General features: G+C 65.6%; 19 protein-coding genes. 5 read left to right on the forward strand and 14 right to left on the reverse strand.

Annotation, left to right across the window (positions count from 1 at the left end; all coding sequences use genetic code 11):
• Positions 1–423: 423 nt before the first annotated feature.
• The gene (locus tag AADJ04_RS00525; RefSeq protein WP_244939043.1) at positions 424–774 is read left to right on the forward strand and encodes a hypothetical protein; all 351 of its coding nucleotides are present in this window, start codon (positions 424–426) and stop codon (positions 772–774) included.
• 134 nt (positions 775–908) lie between these two features.
• Here the strand turns inward: AADJ04_RS00525 and AADJ04_RS00530 are convergent, their stop codons facing one another.
• Complete coding sequence (locus AADJ04_RS00530; protein ID WP_341238387.1) at positions 909–2,831, reverse strand: radical SAM protein; 1,923 nt, start codon at positions 2,829–2,831, stop codon at positions 909–911.
• Positions 2,832–2,886: 55 nt separating this feature from the next.
• Entirely contained in the window at positions 2,887–3,474 is a 588-nt protein-coding gene (locus tag AADJ04_RS00535; protein WP_341238388.1) for a gamma carbonic anhydrase family protein, read from the reverse strand.
• 120 nt (positions 3,475–3,594) lie between these two features.
• Between AADJ04_RS00535 and AADJ04_RS00540 the strand changes: the two genes are divergently transcribed.
• Positions 3,595–4,452 carry a Sir2 family NAD-dependent protein deacetylase gene (locus tag AADJ04_RS00540; RefSeq protein WP_341238389.1) on the forward strand — a complete coding sequence of 286 codons (858 nt, stop codon included), beginning with the start codon at positions 3,595–3,597 and terminating at the stop codon, positions 4,450–4,452.
• Between the two features lie 11 nt (positions 4,453–4,463).
• Here the strand turns inward: AADJ04_RS00540 and AADJ04_RS00545 are convergent, their stop codons facing one another.
• On the reverse strand, positions 4,464–5,936 hold the full coding sequence (locus tag AADJ04_RS00545) for a PLP-dependent aminotransferase family protein (RefSeq protein ID WP_341238390.1): 1,473 nt from the start codon (positions 5,934–5,936) through the stop codon (positions 4,464–4,466).
• A 76-nt stretch (positions 5,937–6,012) separates the two neighbouring features.
• On the opposite strand from AADJ04_RS00545, the gene AADJ04_RS00550 reads away from it, so the two are divergent.
• A complete protein-coding gene (locus AADJ04_RS00550; protein ID WP_341238391.1) occupies positions 6,013–6,495 on the forward strand; it encodes an OsmC family protein in 483 nt (160 codons plus the stop codon).
• A 1-nt stretch (position 6,496) separates the two neighbouring features.
• A complete protein-coding gene (locus AADJ04_RS00555) occupies positions 6,497–7,132 on the forward strand; it encodes an FMN-binding negative transcriptional regulator (RefSeq protein ID WP_207373538.1) in 636 nt (211 codons plus the stop codon).
• 113 nt (positions 7,133–7,245) lie between these two features.
• Here AADJ04_RS00555 and AADJ04_RS00560 read toward each other — a convergent pair whose 3' ends face one another.
• From AADJ04_RS00560 to AADJ04_RS00600, 9 genes are all read right to left on the reverse strand, one after another.
• Entirely contained in the window at positions 7,246–8,649 is a 1,404-nt protein-coding gene (locus AADJ04_RS00560) for a homoserine dehydrogenase (RefSeq protein WP_341238392.1), read from the reverse strand.
• 133 nt (positions 8,650–8,782) lie between these two features.
• Complete coding sequence (locus AADJ04_RS00565) at positions 8,783–8,911, reverse strand: hypothetical protein (RefSeq protein WP_276490502.1); 129 nt, start codon at positions 8,909–8,911, stop codon at positions 8,783–8,785.
• A gap of 157 nt (positions 8,912–9,068) precedes the next feature.
• Positions 9,069–9,506 (reverse strand): OsmC family protein, encoded by a 438-nt coding sequence (locus AADJ04_RS00570; RefSeq protein ID WP_207373540.1) that lies wholly within the window; start codon positions 9,504–9,506, stop codon positions 9,069–9,071.
• Positions 9,507–9,558: 52 nt separating this feature from the next.
• Positions 9,559–9,801, reverse strand: coding sequence for a 4Fe-4S binding protein (locus AADJ04_RS00575; RefSeq protein WP_207373541.1), 243 nt, complete (start codon positions 9,799–9,801; stop codon positions 9,559–9,561).
• Between the two features lie 27 nt (positions 9,802–9,828).
• Entirely contained in the window at positions 9,829–10,230 is a 402-nt protein-coding gene (locus tag AADJ04_RS00580; protein ID WP_341238393.1) for a YkgJ family cysteine cluster protein, read from the reverse strand.
• Positions 10,231–10,346: 116 nt separating this feature from the next.
• Positions 10,347–11,540, reverse strand: coding sequence for a Wadjet anti-phage system protein JetD domain-containing protein (locus AADJ04_RS00585; protein ID WP_341238394.1), 1,194 nt, complete (start codon positions 11,538–11,540; stop codon positions 10,347–10,349).
• Positions 11,537–14,854, reverse strand: coding sequence for an SbcC/MukB-like Walker B domain-containing protein (locus AADJ04_RS00590; RefSeq protein ID WP_341238395.1), 3,318 nt, complete (start codon positions 14,852–14,854; stop codon positions 11,537–11,539). Before AADJ04_RS00590 ends, AADJ04_RS00585 begins: the two co-directional genes overlap by 4 nt.
• Positions 14,851–15,633, reverse strand: coding sequence for a DUF4194 domain-containing protein (locus AADJ04_RS00595; RefSeq protein WP_341238396.1), 783 nt, complete (start codon positions 15,631–15,633; stop codon positions 14,851–14,853). The genes AADJ04_RS00590 and AADJ04_RS00595 overlap by 4 nt, the downstream gene beginning before the upstream one ends.
• A complete protein-coding gene (locus tag AADJ04_RS00600; protein ID WP_341238397.1) occupies positions 15,633–17,129 on the reverse strand; it encodes a DUF3375 domain-containing protein in 1,497 nt (498 codons plus the stop codon). Before AADJ04_RS00600 ends, AADJ04_RS00595 begins: the two co-directional genes overlap by 1 nt.
• Positions 17,130–17,200: 71 nt before the next feature.
• Here AADJ04_RS00600 and AADJ04_RS00605 point away from each other — a divergent pair, with 71 nt between their 5' ends.
• Positions 17,201–17,962, forward strand: coding sequence for an NYN domain-containing protein (locus AADJ04_RS00605; protein ID WP_341238398.1), 762 nt, complete (start codon positions 17,201–17,203; stop codon positions 17,960–17,962).
• 62 nt (positions 17,963–18,024) lie between these two features.
• Here AADJ04_RS00605 and gyrB read toward each other — a convergent pair whose 3' ends face one another.
• Both gyrB and dnaN read right to left on the reverse strand, forming a co-directional pair.
• On the reverse strand, positions 18,025–20,649 hold the full coding sequence (gyrB, locus tag AADJ04_RS00610) for a DNA topoisomerase (ATP-hydrolyzing) subunit B (RefSeq protein WP_341238399.1): 2,625 nt from the start codon (positions 20,647–20,649) through the stop codon (positions 18,025–18,027).
• A 176-nt stretch (positions 20,650–20,825) separates the two neighbouring features.
• Positions 20,826–21,944 (reverse strand): DNA polymerase III subunit beta, encoded by a 1,119-nt coding sequence (gene dnaN / locus AADJ04_RS00615; protein WP_341238400.1) that lies wholly within the window; start codon positions 21,942–21,944, stop codon positions 20,826–20,828.
• Positions 21,945–21,985: the final 41 nt, after the last annotated feature.

A 21,985-nucleotide genomic window follows, 5' to 3' on the forward strand; every position in this document is an offset into this window, starting at 1 on the left:
GAGCGCCAGGTGACCGAGCTGCACATCCGAGCTTCAATCCTCAATCAATTTACCGATCTGGGCACGCCCCAGACGGTCGCTGCTGCGTAAATCTTTTTGGGATTGGGGATGCCTTGGCCTATGGCCGATTTATGCAACAAAGCCGATGCCGCCTGCTACGACGCCAAACGCCAAGGCAGAGGCCGTGTGTCGCTTTTCAATGAAATTGCTTGATCCGATATTCGAAAAATAATGTTCCGGTGAGGCGTTGATTTGTTTGAGGGACGAAATGTGGCTCCCACGAAATAATCACTGAAAATCGCTGGCTTCGATGGGGGTATATGCGCATCCCCGTATTTTTATATTCTCCGAAGTGATTTTCCTGCGCACAGAGTGCGCTCCCACCTACAGGGCTGACGTAAATCGGCTTTTAGCGTGGAGGCCATGAAAAACCCTCCACACCCCACCCCTTCGCCCGCCAACCTCCCCGGCCCCGCGCCAGATGCCCTGCCCGACGAGCGCAAGGAGCCTGCCTCGCCCGTGCCGGTGCGCTCCGAGCGGCGGGTGGACACCACCCAGCGCCCCGAAGCGCAGGCGCAAACGCCCAAGAGCCACCCGGAAGCCTTGCAAGAGCCCGAAGCCCGCTTGCCGCACGAACGCGATGAAGCGACGGACATGACGGGCGGTATTCCGTCGCGCGAAGTGCGCCAGGCCTACGAGGATGTGACCCGGGGCCTGACCGACACCGACAAGGGCCCGCCCATGCACCGCGCCTACCAGCAGCAAAAGAAGTGATGGGATGGATCAGGGCCTGCACGGCGCAGGCGTGTGCCTCAAGGCCAGACGATGTTAGACGCTATTAATTCAATAGCTACTAGCGCTTGCTAGGCGGGCGCTACAGGCCAAAAAAGCTTAAATGCCGGATGCGGTCAGCCGCGCTCGCGCAGCGCGCGCTCAATGCGGTCGCGCCGCACCGTGGTCTTGGGCACCTTGAACGGGAACCACAGGCGCACGTCTTCTTCCAGCCCGATGCCGTGCATGTAGTTGTAGATGGCTTTCTTGAGCCCCGCGCCCAGCGCGTCGTGGTCTACGCCTGTGGGGTCGATGAAGGCCACATCGTTCTTGGCAAAGTCGCCCGACGGTAGCGGGGCCAGGGTCACGCCGTATTCCTCGGGGTTTTTGCCGACGGGTGAATGCACGGTGCAGGCAAAGCGGTGAAAGAACCCGCTCTGGATGCAGCCATTGGCAAACAACTGGCGCACGTATTCGAGCGCGTCCACGGTGTCTTGCACCGTCTGCGTCGGAAAACCGTACATCAGGTACGCATGCACCAGGATGCCAGCGTCAGTGAAGGCCTTGGTCACGCGCGCCACCTGGTCCACCGACACCCCTTTTTTCATGAGGCTTAGCAGCCGGTCTGACGCGACTTCCAGACCACCCGAGATGGCGATGCAGCCGCTGTCGGCCAGCAGTTCGGCCAGCTCGGGCGTGAAGGTTTTTTCAAACCGCACATTGCCCCACCAGCTGATGCCAGTGCCGCGCGCAATCATTTCGCTGGCCAGTGCCTTGAGCGCCTTGGGCGGTGCGGCTTCGTCCACAAAGTGAAAGCCGGTCTGCCCTGTTTCGCGCACGATCTGCTCGATGCGGTCGGCCAGCACGGCGGCGCTCGCGCCTTCGTAGCGGCTGATGTAGTCCAGGCTCACGTCGCAAAAGCTGCACTTCTTCCAGTAGCAGCCATGCGCCACGGTGAGCTTGTTCCAGCGCCCGTCGCTCCACAGGCGGTGCATGGGGTTGAGCATGTCCAAGAGCGACAGGTAGCGGTCCAGCGGCAGTCCGTCCCAGGTGGGGGTGCCCACCTCGGCAAAGGCGATGTCGGCTTCCATCATGTTGATGTACTGCACCTGCCCGTCGTTGCGCACAAAGGTGCGCACCAGCCGCTGGCGGCCGCGTTCGCCGCGCAGGTGTTCCAGCAGCGCCAGCAGCGGGCGTTCGCCAGAGTCGAGCGTCACGTAGTCAAAGTGGTCAAACACGCGCGGCTCGGCCAGCTCGCGCAGCTCGGTGTTCACAAAGCCGCCACCCAGCACGGTGGTGATGTGCGGGTGCCGCGCCTTGATGGCCTGCGCAATGCGAAACGCCGCATACACCGAGCCGGGGAAGGGCACGGATAGCAGCACCACGTTGGGCTGGTGCTTGGCGATCGCTTCGTGCGTGAGTTGCTCCAGCAACTCATCGACCAGCGTGGGCGGCGCAGCCAGTGCGTTCGCCAGCGGGTCGAACGTGGGTTGGCTGCCCGCCAGCGATTCGGCATAGCGCACAAACTCAAAACGCTCGTCCACCGCATCGCGCAGCACATCGGCCAGGTCGTTCAAATACAGCGTGGCCAGGTGCTTGGCCTTGTCCGTCAGGCCCAGGGCGCCAAAGGCCCAGCCCAGCGGGTCGCCGCCCTCGTCATCGACATAAACATCCAGCGATGCAAAGCGGGGCCCCTCGGGCAGGTAGTGGCGGCCCACGATGCGGTGCGCCAGCGTGCTGTCGCGCCCTTGCAAAAAGGCGATGGCGGGGCCGATGGTGGCGAGGTAGCGGTCTTGCTGCTCGGCAAAGCTCTGCACAGCAGCGCTGCGCTTTTTGGGCGGCAGCGCATCCACCTTGGCTGCAATGGCGCGCAGCCCTTCGGGTGAGAGCAGGCGCAGCACCAGGGCCAGCGCCAGGTCTTCCTGCGCTGCATCCACCCCGCGCGAGCGCAAGAACCCCGTGAGGTAGGCGGTAGACGGGTAGGGCGTGTTCAGTTGCGTCATCGGCGGGATGACGGACAGGACGCGTAGGGCGGGTGGCGTGGGCGTGACGGCGGACATGGTGGATACGGAAAGCAAGCGATGCCGCCGTGAAAAGGTCGGTGCAGGCCCCGGATTATCCGGGTGTGCCTTGCCCCTTGCTGGCCGCTGCCTCTGGCAACGGTGCGGCGGGGCTGCCCGCCAGGTAGTTGTTCTTCACGCGCACGTAGTGTTCGGCCGAATACTTCAGGTAGGCGATCTCTGCTTCGGTCAGCGCGCGCTGGCGCACGGCGGGGCGGCCGATGTAGAGGTGGCCGCTTTCCAGCACCTTGCCCGGCGGCACCAGGCTGCCTGCGCCCAGCATCACGCGGTCTTCGATCACTGCGTCGTCCATCACGATGGATCCCATGCCGATCAGGCATTCGTTGCCAATGCGGCAGCCGTGCAGGATGACCGAGTGGCCCACGGTCACGTAGTCGCCAATCACCAGCGGCGAGCCTTCGGGCTTGCTCGCGTTGCGGTGCGAGACATGGCCCATGGTCAGGTCCTGCACGTTGCTGCAGCGGCCCACGGTGATGCGGTTCACATCGCCGCGCAGCACGGCGTTGCACCACACCGAGCTGTCATCGCCCAGTTGCACATCGCCAATCACCTGTGCGCTGGCGTGCACGAAAACATGGCTGCCCAGTTGGGGCGCGGCGTCAAGGTAAGGTTCCAGGGGCATGGGCATCAGGGGTGTTTGAACAAAAAGCCTGGCGCAAGCGGGGCCGTGGTCCACAGCGTAGTGCAAAACACCGCGCCCGTGCGGTGCCCGGCTTTATCCTTGGCGCCCCAGGAGACCCCCATGCACACCCACCCCACCGACCCCGCCACACGCGCTGCTGCCGAGCACGCGGCCGCTTTGCTGGAGCAGGCCGACGCCCTCATCGTGGCCGCTGGTGCCGGCATGGGGGTGGATTCCGGCCTGCCCGACTTCCGGGGCAATGAAGGGTTCTGGCGTGCCTACCCTGCGCTGGCGCAGGCGCGGCTGGACTTTGCCTCCATCGCTTCGCCCGCAGCGTTTCGTGAGGCGCCCGAGCTGGCCTGGGGCTTCTACGGCCACCGGCTGGCGCTGTACCGCCGCACGGTGCCCCACGCGGGCTTTGCGCAACTGCAGCGCTGGGGCGCGCGCATGCACCAGGGCCTGAGCGTTTTCACCAGCAATGTGGACGGGCAGTTCCAGATGGCAGGCTACTTTGCCGACGCGGTGCATGAATGCCACGGCTCCATCCACCATCTGCAGTGCCTGGCAGGCTGCAGCGACGCCATCTGGCCCGCCGATGACTTTGTGCCCGATGTGGACGAAGCCACCTGCCGCCTGCGCAACGCACCCCCGCGCTGCCCCCACTGCGGTGGCTTGGCGCGGCCCAACATCCTCATGTTCAACGACTGGGATTGGGCGGAGGCGCGCACCGCCGCCCAGCACGCACACCAGCAGCGCTGGCTGCAGCGCGTGCGCCGCCCTGTGGTGATCGAGCTGGGGGCGGGCACGGCCATTCCGTCCGTGCGCCACTTCAGCCACCGCATTCTTCACGCGCACGGTGGCCGCCTCATTCGCATCAACCCCCGTGAATGCGAGGTGCCCACCCGCAGCGACGTGGGCTTGCGCCTGGGCGCGGCGCAAGGGCTGGCGCTGGTGGAGCAGGCCCTGAGCGCTGCGTGACAGGGGAGTGTTCAGGCCTTGCTAGCGCGTCGCGCCAGCGCCCCCACCACCCGCGCTGCGGCGCAGATTTCTTCGTCGCCATAGCCTGCGTAGCCGAACAGCCAGCCCCGGCGCGGTGATTGCACGGCGTAGCGCGACAGCGGGCCCAGCATGACGCCCGCCGCCTGCGCGCTGCGGGCCAGGGGTTCGTCGTCGGTGCCCACCGGCACTTCGTGCAGCAGGTGCATGCCCCGGTCGCTGGGCTGCAATTGCAGTGTGCCGTCGCTGGCATCGGCCAGGGTGTCGATCAGCCATTGCTGCCGGTGCAGGTACAGCTCGCGCATGCGGCGCAAGTGGCGCAGCAGGTGCCCTTCGGCAATGAAGCGGGCCAGCACCGCCTGCGTGTCGCCGGGTGCGTGCCGGTCGGTGATGGCGCGGGCCATGGCAAAGGCTTCGACCAGCGCGGGCGGCACCACCACAAAGCCCAGGCGCAGGCCGGGGTGCAGCGTTTTGCTGAAGGTGCCCACGTACAGCACGCGCTCCGACCCCGGCAGGCTGCACAGCGCAGGCACGCGCTGGGCGGCATTGCCGTATTGAAATTCGCCGTCGTAGTCGTCTTCCACCACCCAGGCATCGTGCTCGCGCGCCCATTGCAGCAGGGCCTGGCGGCGTGGCAAATCCATGCGCACGCAGGTGGGGAACTGGTGCGTGGGCGTCACCACCACCATGCGCGCGGCAGGCCACTGCGCAGCGCCCTGCGCAATGCACAGGCCGCTTTCATCCAGCGGCACGGGCCGTGCCAGCGCGCCGTGGCCCAGCAGGCTGGCGCGGATGCCGGGGTAGCCAGGGTCTTCCACCAGCACCTCGTCGCCCACATCCAGCAGCAGGCGCGCAATCAGGTCAATGCCCTGCTGCGAACCTGAACACACCACCACCTGCGCCGCATCGCACCGAATGCCGCGCGACGCCCACAGCCACTGCGCCACGGCCTGGCGCAGATCCGGGTCGCCCGCCGGGTCCAGGTAGTGGGCGCGGGCGGTGCGCTGGGCCTGGCTGGCCTGGCGCGCCAGGCGGTCCCACACGGCAAACGGAAAACTGGCCACCTCGGGCGCGCCAATGCGAAAGGCCCGCGCCGGCACCAGCGGCGGGCGCCAGCGTGCGGCCGTGTCGGCCACCAGCTGCCCGCGCTGCGACAGGCCCCGGGGCGGCATTGCCAGCGCGGGCGCGCTGGCACGCGGGCGCGGGGCCAGGGCTTGCGCCACATAGGTGCCATCGCCCACGCGGGCCTCGACATAGCCCTCGGCCAGCAGGCGCTGCACGGCCCACAGCACCGTGTTGCGCGATACGCCCAGCAGCCCCGCATGGGTGCGAGAAGACGGCAACCGCGTGCCCGCAGGCCAGCGGCCTTGCTCGATGGCGCTGCGCAATTGCGCATACACCTGCTGGCGCAAGGTGGCCGATGAAGGCGCGGCGCTGGGTGTGGAATTGGCTCTGGCAATGGGCACGAATTGGCTCCTTGTGGATGCCCTACGGCACCTAAACTGAAGAACCATTGTAAAAACCCCCGTTGGAACTTCACCCATGGCCGCACCGCACACAGCCACCGTCGTCTGGACCCGTGGCACCGATGACTTTCTGGACCAGCGCTACCACCGCAGCCACCAGTGGCAGTTTGATGGCGGTGCCACCGTGGCGGCGTCCTCGTCGCCCCATTTGGTGCCCCTGCCCTACTCTGATGCCGCGGCGGTGGACCCTGAAGAGGCCTACATCGCCGCCCTGGCCAGTTGCCACATGCTGTGGTTTTTGGACATTGCCAGCCGCGCGGGCTGGCGCGTGAACCGCTACACCGACGCTGCTGAGGGCACCATGGCCCAGGATGCCGAAGGCCGCCTGGTGGTCCGCCATGTGCAGTTGCGCCCGGTCACGGTGTTTGATGCAGCCCACGCGCCCACCGCGGTGGTGCTGGCCGACCTGCACCACCAGGCGCATGCAGCGTGCTTTCTGGCCAACTCGGTCAAGACGCAGATCGACTGCGCGCCCGTCTTGCAAACGGAAGGCGCCTGACATGGCCAACCCCAACCGCCAGTTTCAGGTGACGGACCCTGCCACCCTGCAGGCGCTAGTGCGCGCCCAGCCGCTGGCCACTCTGGTCATTGCGCACGAGGGGGCGCTGCACGCCAATCACATCCCCTTGTTCCTCGACCCGCACCAGGGCCCGCACGGCACGCTGCTGGGCCATGTGGCGCGGGCCAATGGCGTGTGGCCCCTGCTGCCGCAGCACGCCGTGGCCGTCTTCCACGGGCCGCAGGCGTACATCTCGCCATCGTGGTACCTGTCCAAGGCGGTGGACGGCAAGCAGGTGCCCACCTGGAACTACGCCGCCGTGCACGCCCACGGCACCCTGCGCGTGCTCGACGGCGAAGGCCCTTTGCGCGACATGCTGCGCCGCCTGAGCGATGCGCAAGAAGCCCATCGCCCCCACCCCTGGCGCGTGGACGACGCCCCGCCTGATTACCTGGAAAAAATGCAGCGCGCCATTGTGGGCGTGGCGCTGGAAGTGCAGCGCTGGGAAGGCGTATGGAAGGTGAGCCAGAACCGCACCGACGAAGACCGTGCGGGCGTGGTGCAGGGCTTGCTGGCCGAAGGCACCCCCGCCGCCGAAGACATGGCGGCGCTGGTGCTGGGGCGGTTGATGGGCTGAGGTGTGTGGTGAATTTGCTATTGAATCAATAGCTGCCAGCGCTTGATGGGAAAGCGCTGTAGCCTGTTTTTGATTGAATATGGTGCAGTGTGTGGCACCCTGCCGCCCCGCCCTCAACCCTCCAGCACTTCCACCCGCAGCGTCACCACTGGCCCCGCTACCGCTTGGTGGTCGGCCAGCGCGTGCACGGCCCGGTCTACCGTGGCCTGGGCCACGGCGTCGGTCAGCACCAGCACTTGCGCTTGCGCCTCGGGGCCGCTGCCAGCGGGCAGCGCCTGGTCGCGAGCCAGTTCCACGCGCTGCACCGGCACCTGCTGCGCTGCCAGCCATGCACTCACCTCGTCCAGCTGCTGTGCGGTGTGCACGGGCACGCGCAGGTAGTGGCGGGTGTGCACGGCTGCGCGTGGCAGCACGGCCAGTTGCTCATTCACCGCGTGGGCGTGAAAGCCCTCGTGCGGCACGCGCTGTGCGGGCGTGGTGCCCTGCAGGCGGGCCACGTCCACCAGGTCGGCAATCACGGCCGATGCGGTCTGCTCTGACCCTGCGCCCGCGCCGTAAAACATCGTCACACCCGCCGCATCGCCCTTCACCATCACCGCGTTCATCGAGCTGTTGACCTGCGCCAGCAAATGCGTGGCAGGCACCAGCGCGGGCTGCACGCGCAGCTCCACGCCATCGGCATCGCCCTCCTTGCGCCGCCGCGCCACGCCCAGCAGCTTGACGCGATAGCCCAGTTGTTCGGCACAAGCCACGTCCAGCCCCTGCAGGCGGGTGATGCCCTCCACCTGCGCATCGACAAAACGCACCGGCATGCCAAACGCATTGGCCGCCAGCAGGGTGATCTTGTGGGCCGCGTCGATGCCTTCGATGTCGAAGGTCGGATCTGCTTCGGCATAGCCCAGCGCCTGCGCTTGCGCCAATGCCTCGGCAAAGCCCAGCCCTTCTTCGCGCATCTTGCTCAGGATGAAATTCGTGGTGCCGTTGATGATGCCCGCCACCCACTCGATGCGGTTGGCCGTGAGGCCCTCGCGCAGCGCCTTGATGATGGGGATGCTCCCGGCCACCGCGCCTTCGTACGCCACCGTCACGCCGTGCTGGCGGGCGGCGGCAAAGATCTCGTTGCCGTGCGTGGCCAGCAGTGCCTTGTTGGCCGTGACCACATGCTTGCCCGCACGGATAGCGGCCAGCACCCATTCGCGTGCGGGGCTGGTGCCGCCCGCCACTTCCACCACCACATCCACATCGGGGTGCGTGGCCACCAGCATCGGGTCGTTGGTCAGCGCGGCATCTCTGCCCACCACGCGCATCGCGCGGGCCAGGCTGCGGGCGCACACCATCACCAGCTTGATGCCCCGCCCCGCGCGCCCCGCAATCTCCGCCTGGTTGCGTGCCAGCACGCGGAACGTGCCCGAGCCCACGGTGCCAATGCCAATCATGCCCACGCGCAGCGGGCGGGGTGCCAACGCGGCGGCGTGGCTGGACTGGGGCTCAAGACTCTCGACAGGATCGCGGTACATCGGCTTCTCCAAACATCAAACGAACGAACAAACAAAAAAACCCAGCTGCCAGAGCTGGGTTTCGTGCATTCGTCTTGTGGGGGAAGAGAGAGCGATCACCAGGTGGCTGCCGAAACGGCCACCTGCGCTGCGCTCAGGTGGCCGCGGTGGTAATGGTGATCATCATTCGTGCACCCATCGCCCGCGTGAACGCAGGCAGCATCATGCCCATGCACGCAAAGGCTGCGGCAGGTGCGATGACGGTAGATGGAGTGAACGACATGAGGCGGTCAGTGTAGCGCACCGCCCCAGCCCCGTCACCTGCGCACGGCGCGAGGGCGCTTGCAGGCAATCGTCGCTATTGTTTTAAGAGCTAGCGGCGCTTGCTATGCGGGCGCCGGTGGCTGTTTTTGCTTGAAGCCGCTGTGGCCAGGGCCCGTTCAGGGCACCAGCTGTGCTTGCAGCGTGATCTCTTGCACCGCAGCCAGCGCTTTCGACAAGGGGCAATGGGCCTTGGCATCGGCCGCCAGTTTTTGAAACGCCGCGTCGTCCAGGCCCGGCACCTTGGCCTTCAGCGTGAGCGCAATGCGGTCAATTACAAACCCGTCGCCATCCTTGCTCAAGCGCACGCAGGCTGTGGTGTCCACAGATTCGGTGGCCACGCCCGCCTTCTCGGCCGCGAATGAAAACGCCATCGTGAAACAGGCCGCATGGGCCGCGCCCAGAATCTCTTCGGGGTTGGTGCCCTTGCGGTCGTCGCCAAACCGGCTCGCAAAGCCGTAGGGGTAACGCTCCAGCGCGCCCGTCTCGGTGCTGATCTGGCCCTGGCCTGCCTTGCCGGCCCCTTCCCAATGAACGCTGGCTTTCTTTTCAGACATGGTGAACTCCTTGGTGTGCTGGAGCCCTGGGGCTCCCAAAGGCCCCATCTCATCACGGCTGCGCTGGCTTGGCTGTGGGACAACGCCGCATCGCAATCGCATCAAAAGGGCAGCGCACCGCACACAGCGCACAGCCCGTGCAGCCCTGCGCATCGTCCAGCACCGACCGCTTCGGCCCCCAGCGGCTGTCCCCCTGCACTTGCAGCGACAGCACATGCGGCGGGCACACCGCCACGCACCAGCCACAACCCGTGCACCGGGCCGGGTCAATCACCGGCAGAGCGACTGCCTTCATGGCCGTGGCGGTGTGCCGAGGATTACCTCAGCCCCCGCGCCGCCCATACGCGCAGTAACCCGGCTTGGGGCTTTTCTTCTGCGGGTGCAGGCGGCACGTTTCGGGCCGCTGGTCATACACCGTGCACAGCCGCGTCTTGGGGTCGAGAAAGTTGCAATCCCCACTGCCCCGCCGCGCCATGGTGAACACCACGTTCTTGTGGTTGAAGTGGTCAATCAGCCGCGCCTTTTGCAGCCGCTTGGCAATGTGGCGGGGCTCTTCGTGCTCGGCCTCAAACGCATCCACCAGCCCCAGCCGCACCAGGTCGGGTAGCTGCACCTCCAGCGGCATGGTGCAGCAGTTGGCCGCACAGGTCTCGCACAGGCCCGCGCGGTAGCGGGTCCAGGTGTCGAGGCGGTCGACGTCAACGATGGAGATGGGGGAGCGCATGGGGTGATGGGGCTATCGGTTGGGTCTTTTGGAACAGATTGAGTCGGGATCTTTGAACTTGCAACATCCGTTCGGGCTGAGCTTGTCGAAGCCTTGCGCAGCACTTGAACAGGTTCTCAGGCCAGGCCATCATTGTCATTCACCCAGGTTCGCACAGCGCGGTGTACGGTGTCTGTGGGCAAGAACTCCTGCTCCAGCCGTCCTCTGGCTTGCGCGCGCAGGTGCGCTTGCAGTGCGGCTTCTTCGGGCGTCTGTGCGCCTGAAATGGGCTCGGGGGCATGCACCGGTTCGGCCACTGCCAGGTGTTGGTGGGCGCTAAAGGTGGCGCGGTCCATCAGCAGCGCGTGCAGGTGTGGCAGGTGGTGGCGGGCCGTGGCCAGCATGCGCAAACCCCAGGTGTCCAAGTCGCCCCAATAAGCCACGCTGCGCTCTTGCAGCCAGGGTGCGGCCAGCCAGCCCAGGTTCAGGCCCGCGCCCAACACGGCGATCGTGTCCTGCACTGGCGCGGGCAGTTGGTGCAGGCTGCGTTCGTTCTCTACCAGCAGGATGCGGCGGGCGGGCAGAGGCGTGGTCTGCAGCTCGCTGGCGCGCACGCGCATTTGCGCAAAGGGCAGCAGGCCGGGGGCCAGCGGGGCGATGAGCAGCCAGTGGTCGTCTTCGGGCAGCGCGCCCAAAAAGCCCACCAGCCCCTGGCGGCTGGCTTCGCCGTCAAAGCGCTCGTCCAGCAGGGCGGTGAGCAGGCTGGCGTGGCGTTCAAAAAACTTGGTGTCATTGCCCTGCACCGCCAGTGCGCGCAGGGGTTTGCCTTGGGCGCAGCCGGGCTCCAGTTGCAGGGCCATGTGCGCTGCGGCCATGACCGCATCGACGGGCACATCGCGCCACTGCACCAGGCGGCGCACCAGCAGGCGCTGAAAGCCGGGGCGCTCTACCCCGGCGATGAGGGTGCTGAGCCGGGCGTAGTCGCTGTGGACTTGCGCATGCCCCAGCACCTTGAAGTGGCGGATGGCGGCGATGCACTGCGAGGGTTTGGCCAGTTGCCAGTGGGTGGGCACGGCAATGGCGTCGCTGCTGCCCCGGTAGCGCCGCTCTTGCCATTGCACATGGCCCAGGCCGTCCTGCTCTACCGCCCGCCACTGCTGCAAATGGCTGCGCAGCGCGGCGGCGTCGTTCAAAAAAACGGCCGTGTCGGGCTGGCCGATGGGCAGGGTCAGCGGCCATGCCGTGCCACCGCCCAATAGCTGGCGCTCACGCCAATCGGCGCTGTGCCATTGCTGGGCCAGTTTGGCGGCCAGGACTTGTGGCGACTTCATGCCGCATTGCCAGAGGAAGTGCTTTGCGCGCTGCGGCGAAAGGCGTCAATCTCCTCCCAGCGCAGCGATGCCAGCGTGGCCTGTGCGCCGCGCCGGTGCACCACCACGGCGCTGCGCGTGTGGTTGCGCAGCAGGCGCACTTCTTTGTTGGGGGTGACGAACAGCGCGTGCAGGCCAAACTCGCGCAGCGCCTGGATGATGCGCGCGGCCACGGCCTGCGAGCTTTTGGAAAACGCTTCGTCCAGCACGATGGTGCCAAACACCGGGCGGCTGGCGCCGCTGGGGCACAGCGCGTAGCTCAGCGAGGCGGTGAGCACGTAGCTGGCGATGATTTCTTTCTCGCCCCCGCTGCCGCCTTGCGATCCGGTGCGCCGCTCCAGCATCTGGCCGCTGGCCCGGTCGAGCACCAGCACGGCAAATTGCAGGCGGTAGCGGGCGTCCAGCAGCGCTTGCGCGGCCTTGCTGCGGCGGTTGCTGGCGTGGGTTTGCAGCATCTCCACGATGGCGCGCAGCGCCCGGTAGTGGCTTTGGCCGCCATCGTCGCGCAGGCTTTCGGTGCGCAGCTGGGCCTGGGCACGGTTGAGCTCTTGCAGGCTTTGGTGGACGACGGCGCGGGGCTCTAGCTGCAAATACCGGCCCGGCTGAAAGTCCACGCGCTGGAGCGTGTCGTTGAGTTGGGCAATGCGCTCTTCAATGTCTGCCACCTGCGCGGCGATGCCATTGAGTAGCGTGTCCACGCCCTGCTGCGAGGTGTTGTTGAGGTATTCCTGAAACCGCTGGCGCTTGTGCGGCAGGGCTTCTTCTTCCAGCGCTTGCAGGCGCTGCAGGTAGTGGGGCAGCGCCTCCACCTCTGGCCCATGGTCGGCCAGTGCGCCCCGGTCTTCGTGCTTGGCTTTGCCCATTTGGCGCACGATGTCGGTGTGCAGGGTGTTCAGCTTTTTGCTGGCCTCGGCGGCTTTGGCTTGCACGGTGGCGCTGGCGTCGCGCTCCTGGGTTTCGAGGTTGTCGCCATCCAGCGCGGGCAGGCGGTGCCCGGCGCGGGCCAGATTCGCCGCAAAGTCTGCGGCCAAGTCCGCCGCCACCACGGCCCCGCCAGCGCTGCGTGCCTGGTAGGCGCTGTGCTTCTTTTGCGCGGCGGCCCGCAAGGTGTCGTCTTGCGTTTGGGCTGTTTGCAGTTCGCGCAGTTGCTCCTCTGCCGCGCGGGTGTGCGCTTGCGCTGCGTCCCAGCGGTGTTTGGCCTGCGCGGTGTCTGAGCCGGGGTGCAGCAGCGCCTGCAGTTGCTGCGCTTTGTGCTGCCACTGTGCCTCGGCCGCCGCCGTGTCCAGGTCGTCGTGCTGCAGCGCTTGCAGGGCGGCCCACAGTTGGCGTTGTTCGTGCGCCTGGCGCTGGGCGTTCAGGGTTTGGGTCTTTTGGGCCTCTAGCGCTTGATATTCCAGCGCAAGCTGCTCTCTTTGTTGTAGCAAATGCGCGAGCCGGTCGCGGTTGTCAAACCCCGTCATCCAGTCCTGGTCCAGCCGCTTTTGGTCCTGCTTGTCGAAGTGGCCCGATTGGCTGGACATCAGGCCCTGCGCCGTCATGGCGTGGGGTGTGCGCTCCAGCGTTTGCACATCGGGCACGCAGTGGCGGTCCAGGCCGTGCAGCAGGTGGCGCAGCGTGTTCAGGTGCGCGGCGGGGGTAGCGGGCTTGAGGTTGAGCTTGCGCGCAAAGCCGTCGGGCATGAACGCTGCGGGCGTGGCATCGCGCACTTCCAGCAGGCGCACATGCAAGCGGTTGTGCCGCTGGTTCACCCATTGCAGCGCGGTGTGCATTGCCGCCTGCGGCACCAAAATGCGCAGGCGGTGGCTGCCCAGTGCGCGCTCGATGGCGCCGCGCCACGCTTGTTCGGCCTGGCGCACTTCCACCAGCTCGGCAGCAAAGGGCAGGTCGGTTTCGGGCAAGCCCAGGTGCTCGGCCAGCTCGGCGCGAAAGCGCTGGAACTCCATCGGCAAGTTGGAGCCAGGGCGCTGGCGCACGGCCTCGTATTCGGCCTGGGTCTCGCGCAGGCGGGTGTGGGCGTTGTGGGCCTGGGCGATGGCGTGTTCGGCGCTGGCCTGCAGCTCGGCCTGGCGTGCGTCGATGTGCGCCATCGCCGCCTGGGCTTGGGCCTGGTGGTGGGCGAGGTCGTTGGCACTGGCGTTGTCACCCAGCCCGAGGTTGCGCACCAGCGCTTGGTACTGGGCCAGATGGCCTTCGATGCGGGCCAGCGCTTGGCGGGCGTGGTCCATGTTCTCGCGCAGCACATCGATGTTGGCGCCACCGGCTTGCAGGTAGAGGCCATGCAAGTCCTGCTCGTGCTTGCGTGCGGTATCCACATGCTGCTGCGCGGCTTGCAACAGTGCATCGCGCTGCGCCATCTGTGCCTGCAACTGTGCCACGCGCTGGCCCCACCATTGCACGCCCTGCGCTGCAAACCAGTGCGGTAGCTGCTGCTGCAGCGCCTGCAGGTGCGCCAGGTGCTGGGCCTGCTGCTGCTCGCGCGTGGCCAGATCGCGCAGCGGCAGCAGCGACACATACTGCGCATTGGCCAGTTCCAGGTCGGCGTGGATGGAGGCCAGCTCGGCAAAGCCATCGACCACCTTCTGCGCATCGTCAAAGGCCGAGTGGTCGTCCAGCACCAGCTCGCGAAAAATTTCGTCGATGCTGTTGAGCTGCTTGAGGCCCGCCGCCCGGTTGAGCAGCGTGAAGGCGTTGGGGCCCACTTCAAAAAAGCTGTGCAGCTTGGCCAGGTAGGGTGCCTTGCTGCTGAACATCTGCAGGCCGTCGGTGTCTTTAGCCAACCGGGTCAGGGCTTTGGCACCGCCGCTGTGCTGCTCTTCCAGCCATAGGTCCAGGCTGTGTTGCGGCCCTTGTGCAAAGAACCAGCGCTTTTGCATGTCGCTGGCCGACTGGCTGCTGCCGTCAAACCACAGCAGCGCGCCCAGCCACACCGTCTCTTGGCCCGCCGCACCCTGGCGCACCAGCCTGGCGGCCACGCCTGTGGTGCAGCGCCCGGCGCGTGCAATGTGGTCGCCGCTGTCGTTGCCCTGGCCGCTGGCACCGCGCACATAGCTCACCAGATCGCGGTCGCTCTCGTGCCCGCCGGTCGAAGCCAGGTTGTAGCGCGGGCTGGCGCACAGCAGCGTCATCAGCGCATCCACCAGCGTGGTCTTGCCGCTGCCCGTGGGGCCGATGATGGCGCTGTTGCCGGGGTCAATGGCCACCTGGTGGCGGCCTGCAAACGCGCCCCAGTGGTACAGGTGCAGCTCTTGCAGTATGAAGGAGGCGTTGGCGCTCATGGTGTGCCTTCTGCGTTGCCTGCGCTGCCCTGGGCACCGCCCTGTTCGGCCAGCGCACGCAGGCGCAGCAGCAGCGTTTGCAGGTTCTCGGGGTTGAGCAGGTGCACGATCATCGGGCGGATGGTGATGCAGTCTTGCGAATCCACCTCGCTCACCATGCCGTGTGTGCGCAGGTTCTCCAGCAGCTGGGTCAGGCGCTTGCGCTCTTGCATGTCGCTGCCCGTGCTACCCAGGTAGGTTTCGAGCTGCGGCAGCAGGCTATCCACCGTGACGCGCACCACCGCGCCGGTGCCGCTTTCTTGCTCGCGCTGCAAAAACTCGCGCCGCAACAGGGCCAGCAGCAGCGATTGCTCCAGCGTCAGCCGCTGGCGCTTCATCAGCGGGTGCGTCCAGTCGTCCTGCTCGCTCTCGTCGGTGTCGTCGCCCGCATAGTCAGGCACCACGGCCAAAAAGGCCAGGCCGCGCACGTCGTCTACCAGCACGCGCAAGTCCAGCGGCTCCAGCAGCGCATCGAGCAGCGTGGTGTGCGCCGCAATCAGCTGGAACAGCTTGGGCTTGGTGGCCGATTCGATCCAGCCGTGTGCCAGCAAAAACTGTAGCGCCTGGCGCACGTTGGGCGGGGTTTTTGAAGCGTTTTTTGCCGCCAAAGGGCTTTCAGCAAGCGCAGGCAGCTCTTCTTTTGATAGTGACTGTGCTGCCTCAACGCCTTCGGCGTGTGCGGCCAATCGGTCAAAAATATCCGGCTCGTGCGGTTGTTCTTGGGGTTGTCCTTGCGCCATCACAGCTCCCATTCCCTGTGCGCCAACTGTGTGCCATCCAGTGCCACGCGCGGCACCGTGAAGCGCCAGTGCTGGTCGCCATCCTGCGTTTCGATGTGTTCCTCACCCGGCTGCAACTCCACCCCCGCCTCGCGTGCCATGGCCAGCCACAGTGCAAAGGTCTCCAGGTCGTGTTCGCCCGGTGGCAGCGCGGCGGCCAGTTCGGCCAAGGTCATGGGCTGGCCACGGTCTGCCAGCGTTTGCAAAGTGCGCTGCACCAAGGCGTCGCGGTCCAGCCCTTCAAAGGCCTGCCAAAACTCGCTGTCCATCTGGCCCAGGTCGGCGTAGGCCGCGGTCAGCAGCAGTTCTGTCTGCTCGCCGCCGTCGAGTGATTTGGTACGCAGCCGCTCCACCAGCGGCACGCTGCCCAGGGCCACGCCCAGCGGGGGCAGCGGCGCGCTTTGGCGACGCACCGCCTGGCGCTGCCAGTCGATGCGCAGGGCCTGCTCCAGCACGTCGTTGAGCAACTGGCCCACGCGCTGGTTCTCGGCCGCTTGGCCGGTCTTCATGAACTGGCTGACTTCGCGCTCGCTGCGCGCCCGCACAGTCTGCACGGCCTTGGCTTCGCTGATGAGCTGTTGCACCAGCAAGCGCAACGTGCTGTGCTGCAGACCATCCAGCGCCTTGTCTGCGGCCGGGTGCGCCAGGATCTGGCGGATGCGCTGGCGCATCTCGGTCAGCTCGGTTTGGTTGGAAAGTTGCTGGTGGAAACTGTCAAACACGCGGCCCTCTTGCGTGTTGAGCAAGTTGGCGTGACCGTCCAGCAGTTGGTCCATCACCGCGCCCCGGTGGTGACGGGCGCTGATGATGGCCTCGCGCAGCGCACGGTCTGCCTCGCGCCACGAATCCTCCACCCGCCGAAAGTCCGCCCGCAGGCTGACGGAGAGCGCGTACACCTCGCGAATGCCTTCCACGGCCTGCTCGGGCGTGAGTTCTGCGATGTGCCCTGCCTGCACATCGTCGAGGTGCTGCTGCAAGTCAGCGATGCGACGCTGCAAATGCTCGGCGCGGCTTTGCGGGTCGGGGTTGAGCGCGGCGGCCAGGTTGTCGATTTCGCGCTGCACCACGGCCAGGCGCGATGCGGTGGAGGTCATCATGCGCCCATCGAGCTGCGCGATAAAACGCAGCGCGGTTTTCAGCGCATCGGTCTCAAACACCCGCCCCTCGCGCTCCACCACCAGCCCGCGCCGTATCCACTCGCGCACCTCGCGCCGGGCCTGGCTCAGGGTGTCGGTGCTGTCGATCTCAAAGTCCACCTCATTGGCATGCACGGCCAGCATGTCGGCCAGCGCCTGCACGGCGGCATCGAACGGCACGCCATCGCGCTGGTGCTCAAACAGCGCGTCCAGGCAACTGAGCACCAGCGGCGCCCGCCGCGAGGCCAGCAGCAGCCACGCCGGGTGCTGCTGGCGGGCGGCGATGTATTGGTGGGTGCGCTGCTGGTTGAGGGTGGGCATGTGCGAAGCCGGAGATGTTCCAATGGCTTGCGCCAAGTATTCAACACTTTTCACACGGGAGGACACACACGATGGCAAATCACATGGGCGATGCGGAGTCGCGTGTCGCAGTGCTGGTGGACTGCGACAACACCAGCCCTGAGATTTTGGAGTACGCGCTGCGCGTTGTGGCGCAGTTTGGTCGTGTAGTTCTGCGCAGGGGCTATGGCAACCACAGTACGCTGGCCAACAAGTGGCAGGAAGCGCTGGTGCGCCTGGCGTTCACTCCATGCCTGCAGTACCAGTACGCGGCGGGGAAAAACACGTCCGACCTTGCTTTGGCGCTGGATGCCATGGAAGCGCTGTTCGACGGCCGCGCGACGACGTTCTGCATCGTCACCAGCGACTCTGATTTTGCCTATCTGTGCCGCAAGTTGCGAGAACGGGGCGCGACGGTGCATATCGTGGGTGAGGCCAAGTCGCCCGATGCGCTGCGCAACGCGAGCGACCAGTTCTTTGAATGGGTGAAACCTGCGCCGGAATCCGAGCTTACGGCAGCAGAGTCTGTCGCGCTCAAGCAACCCAGCAAGGCTGAGCTAGTCAAGCCAGCCCCCAAGCTGCGCCCCAAGTTCATTGTGGAAGCAGTCACGCTCTTGGCAGCAGACACCCCGGAAGGCAAGGTGAGCGTAGGAGGGTTGGGTTCCTACCTCAAGCGCGCGGATCCGTCGTTTTCTCCCAAGAGCTATGGTCACTCAGGACTGCTCGACATGCTCAAGACCTACGACTTGTTGAAGGTCCAACAAGAGACAGGAGGGCACTGGACTGCCCGACTAACGGAGAAGCCAACGGTGTAAAAGCCACGCGAACCATGAAAATCGAAAATGGCGTTTTCGATTTTCATGGTGAATCGTTTTCGTCAAACGTCGATGTTTCCAGCGCGCAAGGCGTTGGTCTCAATGAAGTCCCGGCGGGGCTCCACCTCATCCCCCATCAGCATCGTGAACACGCGGTCCGCCTCGATCGCATCGTCGATCTGCACGCGCAGCAGGCGGCGCACGGTGGGGTCCATGGTGGTTTCCCACAGCTGCTCGGGGTTCATTTCGCCCAGGCCCTTGTAGCGCTGGCGGGCGGTGGTGCGTTCGGCTTCGCTGATCAGCCACTTCATGGCCTGGCGGAAGTCGCCCACTTTTTCTTCCTTCTGCTTGTCGCCTTCGCCGCGCATCGCCTTGGCGCCTTCGGCCAGCAGGCCACGGAAGGTTTCAGCGGCTTCGGCCAGGGCGGCGTAGTCGGCGCCGTGCACAAAGTCTTGCGTGATGACGCTGCTCTTGATGTTGCCGTGGTGACGGCGGCTGATGCGCAGCAGAGGCTTGTCGGTGCGGGCGTCAAATTCACCGGCCACTTCGGCGGGGGCGCCGGTGGTGTTCAGTTCGCGCAGCTTGGCTTGCAGTGCCACGGCGCTGGCCTCGGCGTCTTGCACGGTGTCGAGCTTGAGGCTCACGCCGTCGGCAATGGCGCGCAGGGCTTCGGCGTCCATGAAGTTGCCCAGGCGGGCGATGACGCTTTCAGCGATCTGATGCTTGCGCGCCAGTTCGGCCAGGGTCTCGCCGGTCAGGGTTTGCGGGTTGGCGCCACCGGTGGTCACGCTGGCGTGGTTCAGCGCAATGCGCAGCAGGAAGCTGTCGAGCGCAGGGCCGTCCTTCAGGTACAGCTCTTCCTTGCCGGCCTTGACCTTGTACAGCGGCGGCTGGGCAATGTAGATATGGCCGCGCTCGACCAGCTCGGGCATCTGGCGGTAGAAGAAGGTGAGCAGCAGGGTGCGGATGTGGGCGCCGTCCACGTCGGCGTCGGTCATGATGATGATGCGGTGATAGCGCAGCTTGGCCACATCAAAGTCGTCTGCGCCGCTCTTGCCGTCGGCCCCACCGGCCTTGCCGATGCCGGTGCCCAGGGCGGTGATGAGGGTGAGGATTTCGTTGCTGGTGAGCAGCTTTTCGTAGCGGGCTTTTTCCACGTTCAGGATCTTGCCGCGCAGGGGCAGGATGGCCTGGAATTTGCGGTCGCGGCCTTGCTTGGCAGAGCCGCCGGCGGAGTCACCCTCGACGATGTAGATCTCGCACAGGGCTGGGTCTTTTTCCTGGCAGTCGGCCAGCTTTCCGGGCAGGCCCATGCCGTCGAGCACGCCTTTGCGGCGGGTCATTTCGCGGGCCTTGCGGGCGGCTTCGCGGGCCTTGGCGGCTTCGACGATCTTGCCGCAGATGATCTTGGCGTCGTTGGGCTTTTCTTGCAGGTAGTCGGTGAGCAGCTTGCCCACGATGTCTTCCACCGGCGCGCGCACTTCGCTCGACACCAGCTTGTCCTTGGTCTGGCTGCTGAACTTGGGCTCGGGCACCTTCACGCTCAAGACGCAGCACAGGCCTTCGCGCATGTCGTCGCCGGTGACTTCGACCTTGGCCTTCTTGGCCAGCTCGTTTTCTTCGATGTACTTGTTGATGACGCGGGTCATCGCGGCGCGCAGGCCTGTCAGGTGGGTGCCGCCGTCACGCTGGGGGATGTTGTTGGTGAAGCACAGCACCTGCTCGGTGTAGGCGCTGTTCCACTGCATGGCCACTTCCACGCCGATGTGCGTGCCGGGGATGCCGCCATACGTCTCAGCAGGGCGCTCGCCTGCGGCGTAAAACGACGTGGGGTGCAGCACCGTCTTGCCCTTGTTGATGAACTCGACAAAGCCGCGCACGCCACCGGCGCCCGAGAAGTCGTCTTCCTTGCCGCTGCGCTCGTCCTTGAGGCGAATGCGCACGCCGTTGTTCAAAAACGAGAGTTCGCGCAGACGCTTGGCCAGGATCTCGTAGTGGAAGTCGTTGTTCTCTTTGAAGATTTCCGTGTCGGGCAGGAAGTGCACTTCGGTGCCGCGCTTGTCGGTCTCGCCAGTCACCTTCATGGGGCTGACTTCAAAGCCGTCCACGGTGTCGAGCAGGCGGTTTTGCACAAAGCCGCGCGCAAATTCGAGCTGGTGCACCTTGCCTTCACGGCGCACGGTCAGGCGCAGCCATTTGGAAAGGGCGTTCACGCAGCTCACGCCCACGCCGTGCAGGCCGCCGGACACCTTGTAGCTGTTCTGGTTGAACTTGCCGCCCGCGTGCAGCTCGGTCAGGGCAATTTCTGCAGCCGAGCGCTTGGGCTCGTGCTTGTCGTCCATCTTCACGCCGGTGGGGATGCCGCGGCCGTTGTCGGTGACGCTGATGGAGTTGTCGGTGTGGATGGTGACGACGATGTCGTCGCAGTGGCCGGCCAGGGCTTCGTCGATGGAGTTGTCGACCACCTCGAACACCAGGTGGTGCAGGCCGGTGCCGTCGCTCGTGTCGCCGATGTACATGCCGGGGCGCTTGCGCACGGCCTCCAGGCCCTCAAGGATGGTGATGGCGCCTTCGCCATAGCTCTCGCTGGCCCCGGCCTGGTTGGTGTCGATCTTGGTGAGTGTGGGCTCCACATGGCCGGAGACGCCGGTGGCTTCGGGCTCGGAAGGAATGTTGTCAACGGTCATGGTGGGCCTTGGAATCCGTGGAGACTTTGGGAGTCTCGCAATTGGTCAATAAGAGTCAAATCAGCTTCTAGGGCAGGTAAGATAAGCGCTAGCAGCTACAAATTAAATAGCAATTTCGGTGGCTTGCAAAAGGGGATACGGCACCCGAAGGTGCCGCATCACGCATGGCGCGCCGGTCAAATGCGCATGGGCATCACCACGTACTTGAAGGTGTCGTTGTCGGGGATGGTCATCAGCGCCGAGCTGTTGCCGTCTTGCAGGTCGATCTTGACCATGTCTTGGCCCATGTTGGCCAGGGCGTCGATGAGGTAGGTCACGTTGAAACCGATCTCGATGGTGTCCCCACCGTAGTCGATGTCGAGCTCGTCCACGGCCTCTTCCTGCTCGGCGTTGTTCGATGCCACGCGCAGGGTGCCGGGCTCCAGGTTCAGGCGCACGCCCTTGAACTTGTCGCTGGTCATGATGGCCGTGCGCTGCAGGCTGGCCAGCAGCGGGGCGCGGCCCAGGGTGACGCTGTTTTTGTGGTTCTTGGGGATCACACGGTTGTAGTCAGGGAACTTGCCCTCGACCAGCTTGGTGACGAACTCCATGCCGCCAAACGTGAATTTCGCCTGGTTGTTGGCGAACTGCATCTCGATGTGCGGCTGGTTCTCGCCACCCGCGTCAGACAGCAAGCGCTGCAGCTCGATCACGGTCTTGCGCGGCAGGATGACTTCCTGCTTGGGCACTTCCACATCCAGCGTGGCGCTGGCAAAGGCCAGGCGGTGGCCGTCGGTAGCGACCAAGCTCAGAGTCTTGCCCTCGGCCACGAACAGGATGCCGTTGAGGTAGTAGCGGATGTCCTGCACCGCCATGGCAAACGACACTTGGCCCAGCAGGTCCTTCAGCGTTTTTTGTGGCACGGCGAACACGGGGCCGAAGGCGGCAGATTCCTGCACCAGCGGGAAGTCTTCAGCAGGCAGGCTTTGCAGCGTGAAGCGGCTCTTGCCACCCTTCAAGATCAGCTTGGACTGGCTCGACTCCAGGCTCACGGTCTGGTCGCCGGGCATGGTCTTCAAGATGTCGATGAGCTTGCGCGCGCCCACGGTGGTGGTGAAGTCGCCCGTGTCGCCACCCAGTTCGGCGGTGGTGCGGATCTGGATTTCGAGGTCGCTGGTGGTCAGCTGCAGCGCATTGCCGGTCTTGCGGATCAGCACGTTGGCCAGGATGGGCAGCGTGTGCCGACGCTCCACGATGCCCGCCACGGACTGGAGTACCGCGAGAACCTTGTCTTGTGTTGCCTTCAGGACGATCATGTCATCAACCTCTTGTGGTTTTTAGGACGGTGCTTGGACAG

This window comes from uncultured Acidovorax sp., from assembly GCF_964021665.1.
GTDB classification, from domain to species: Bacteria; Pseudomonadota; Gammaproteobacteria; order Burkholderiales; family Burkholderiaceae_C; genus Acidovorax; species Acidovorax temperans.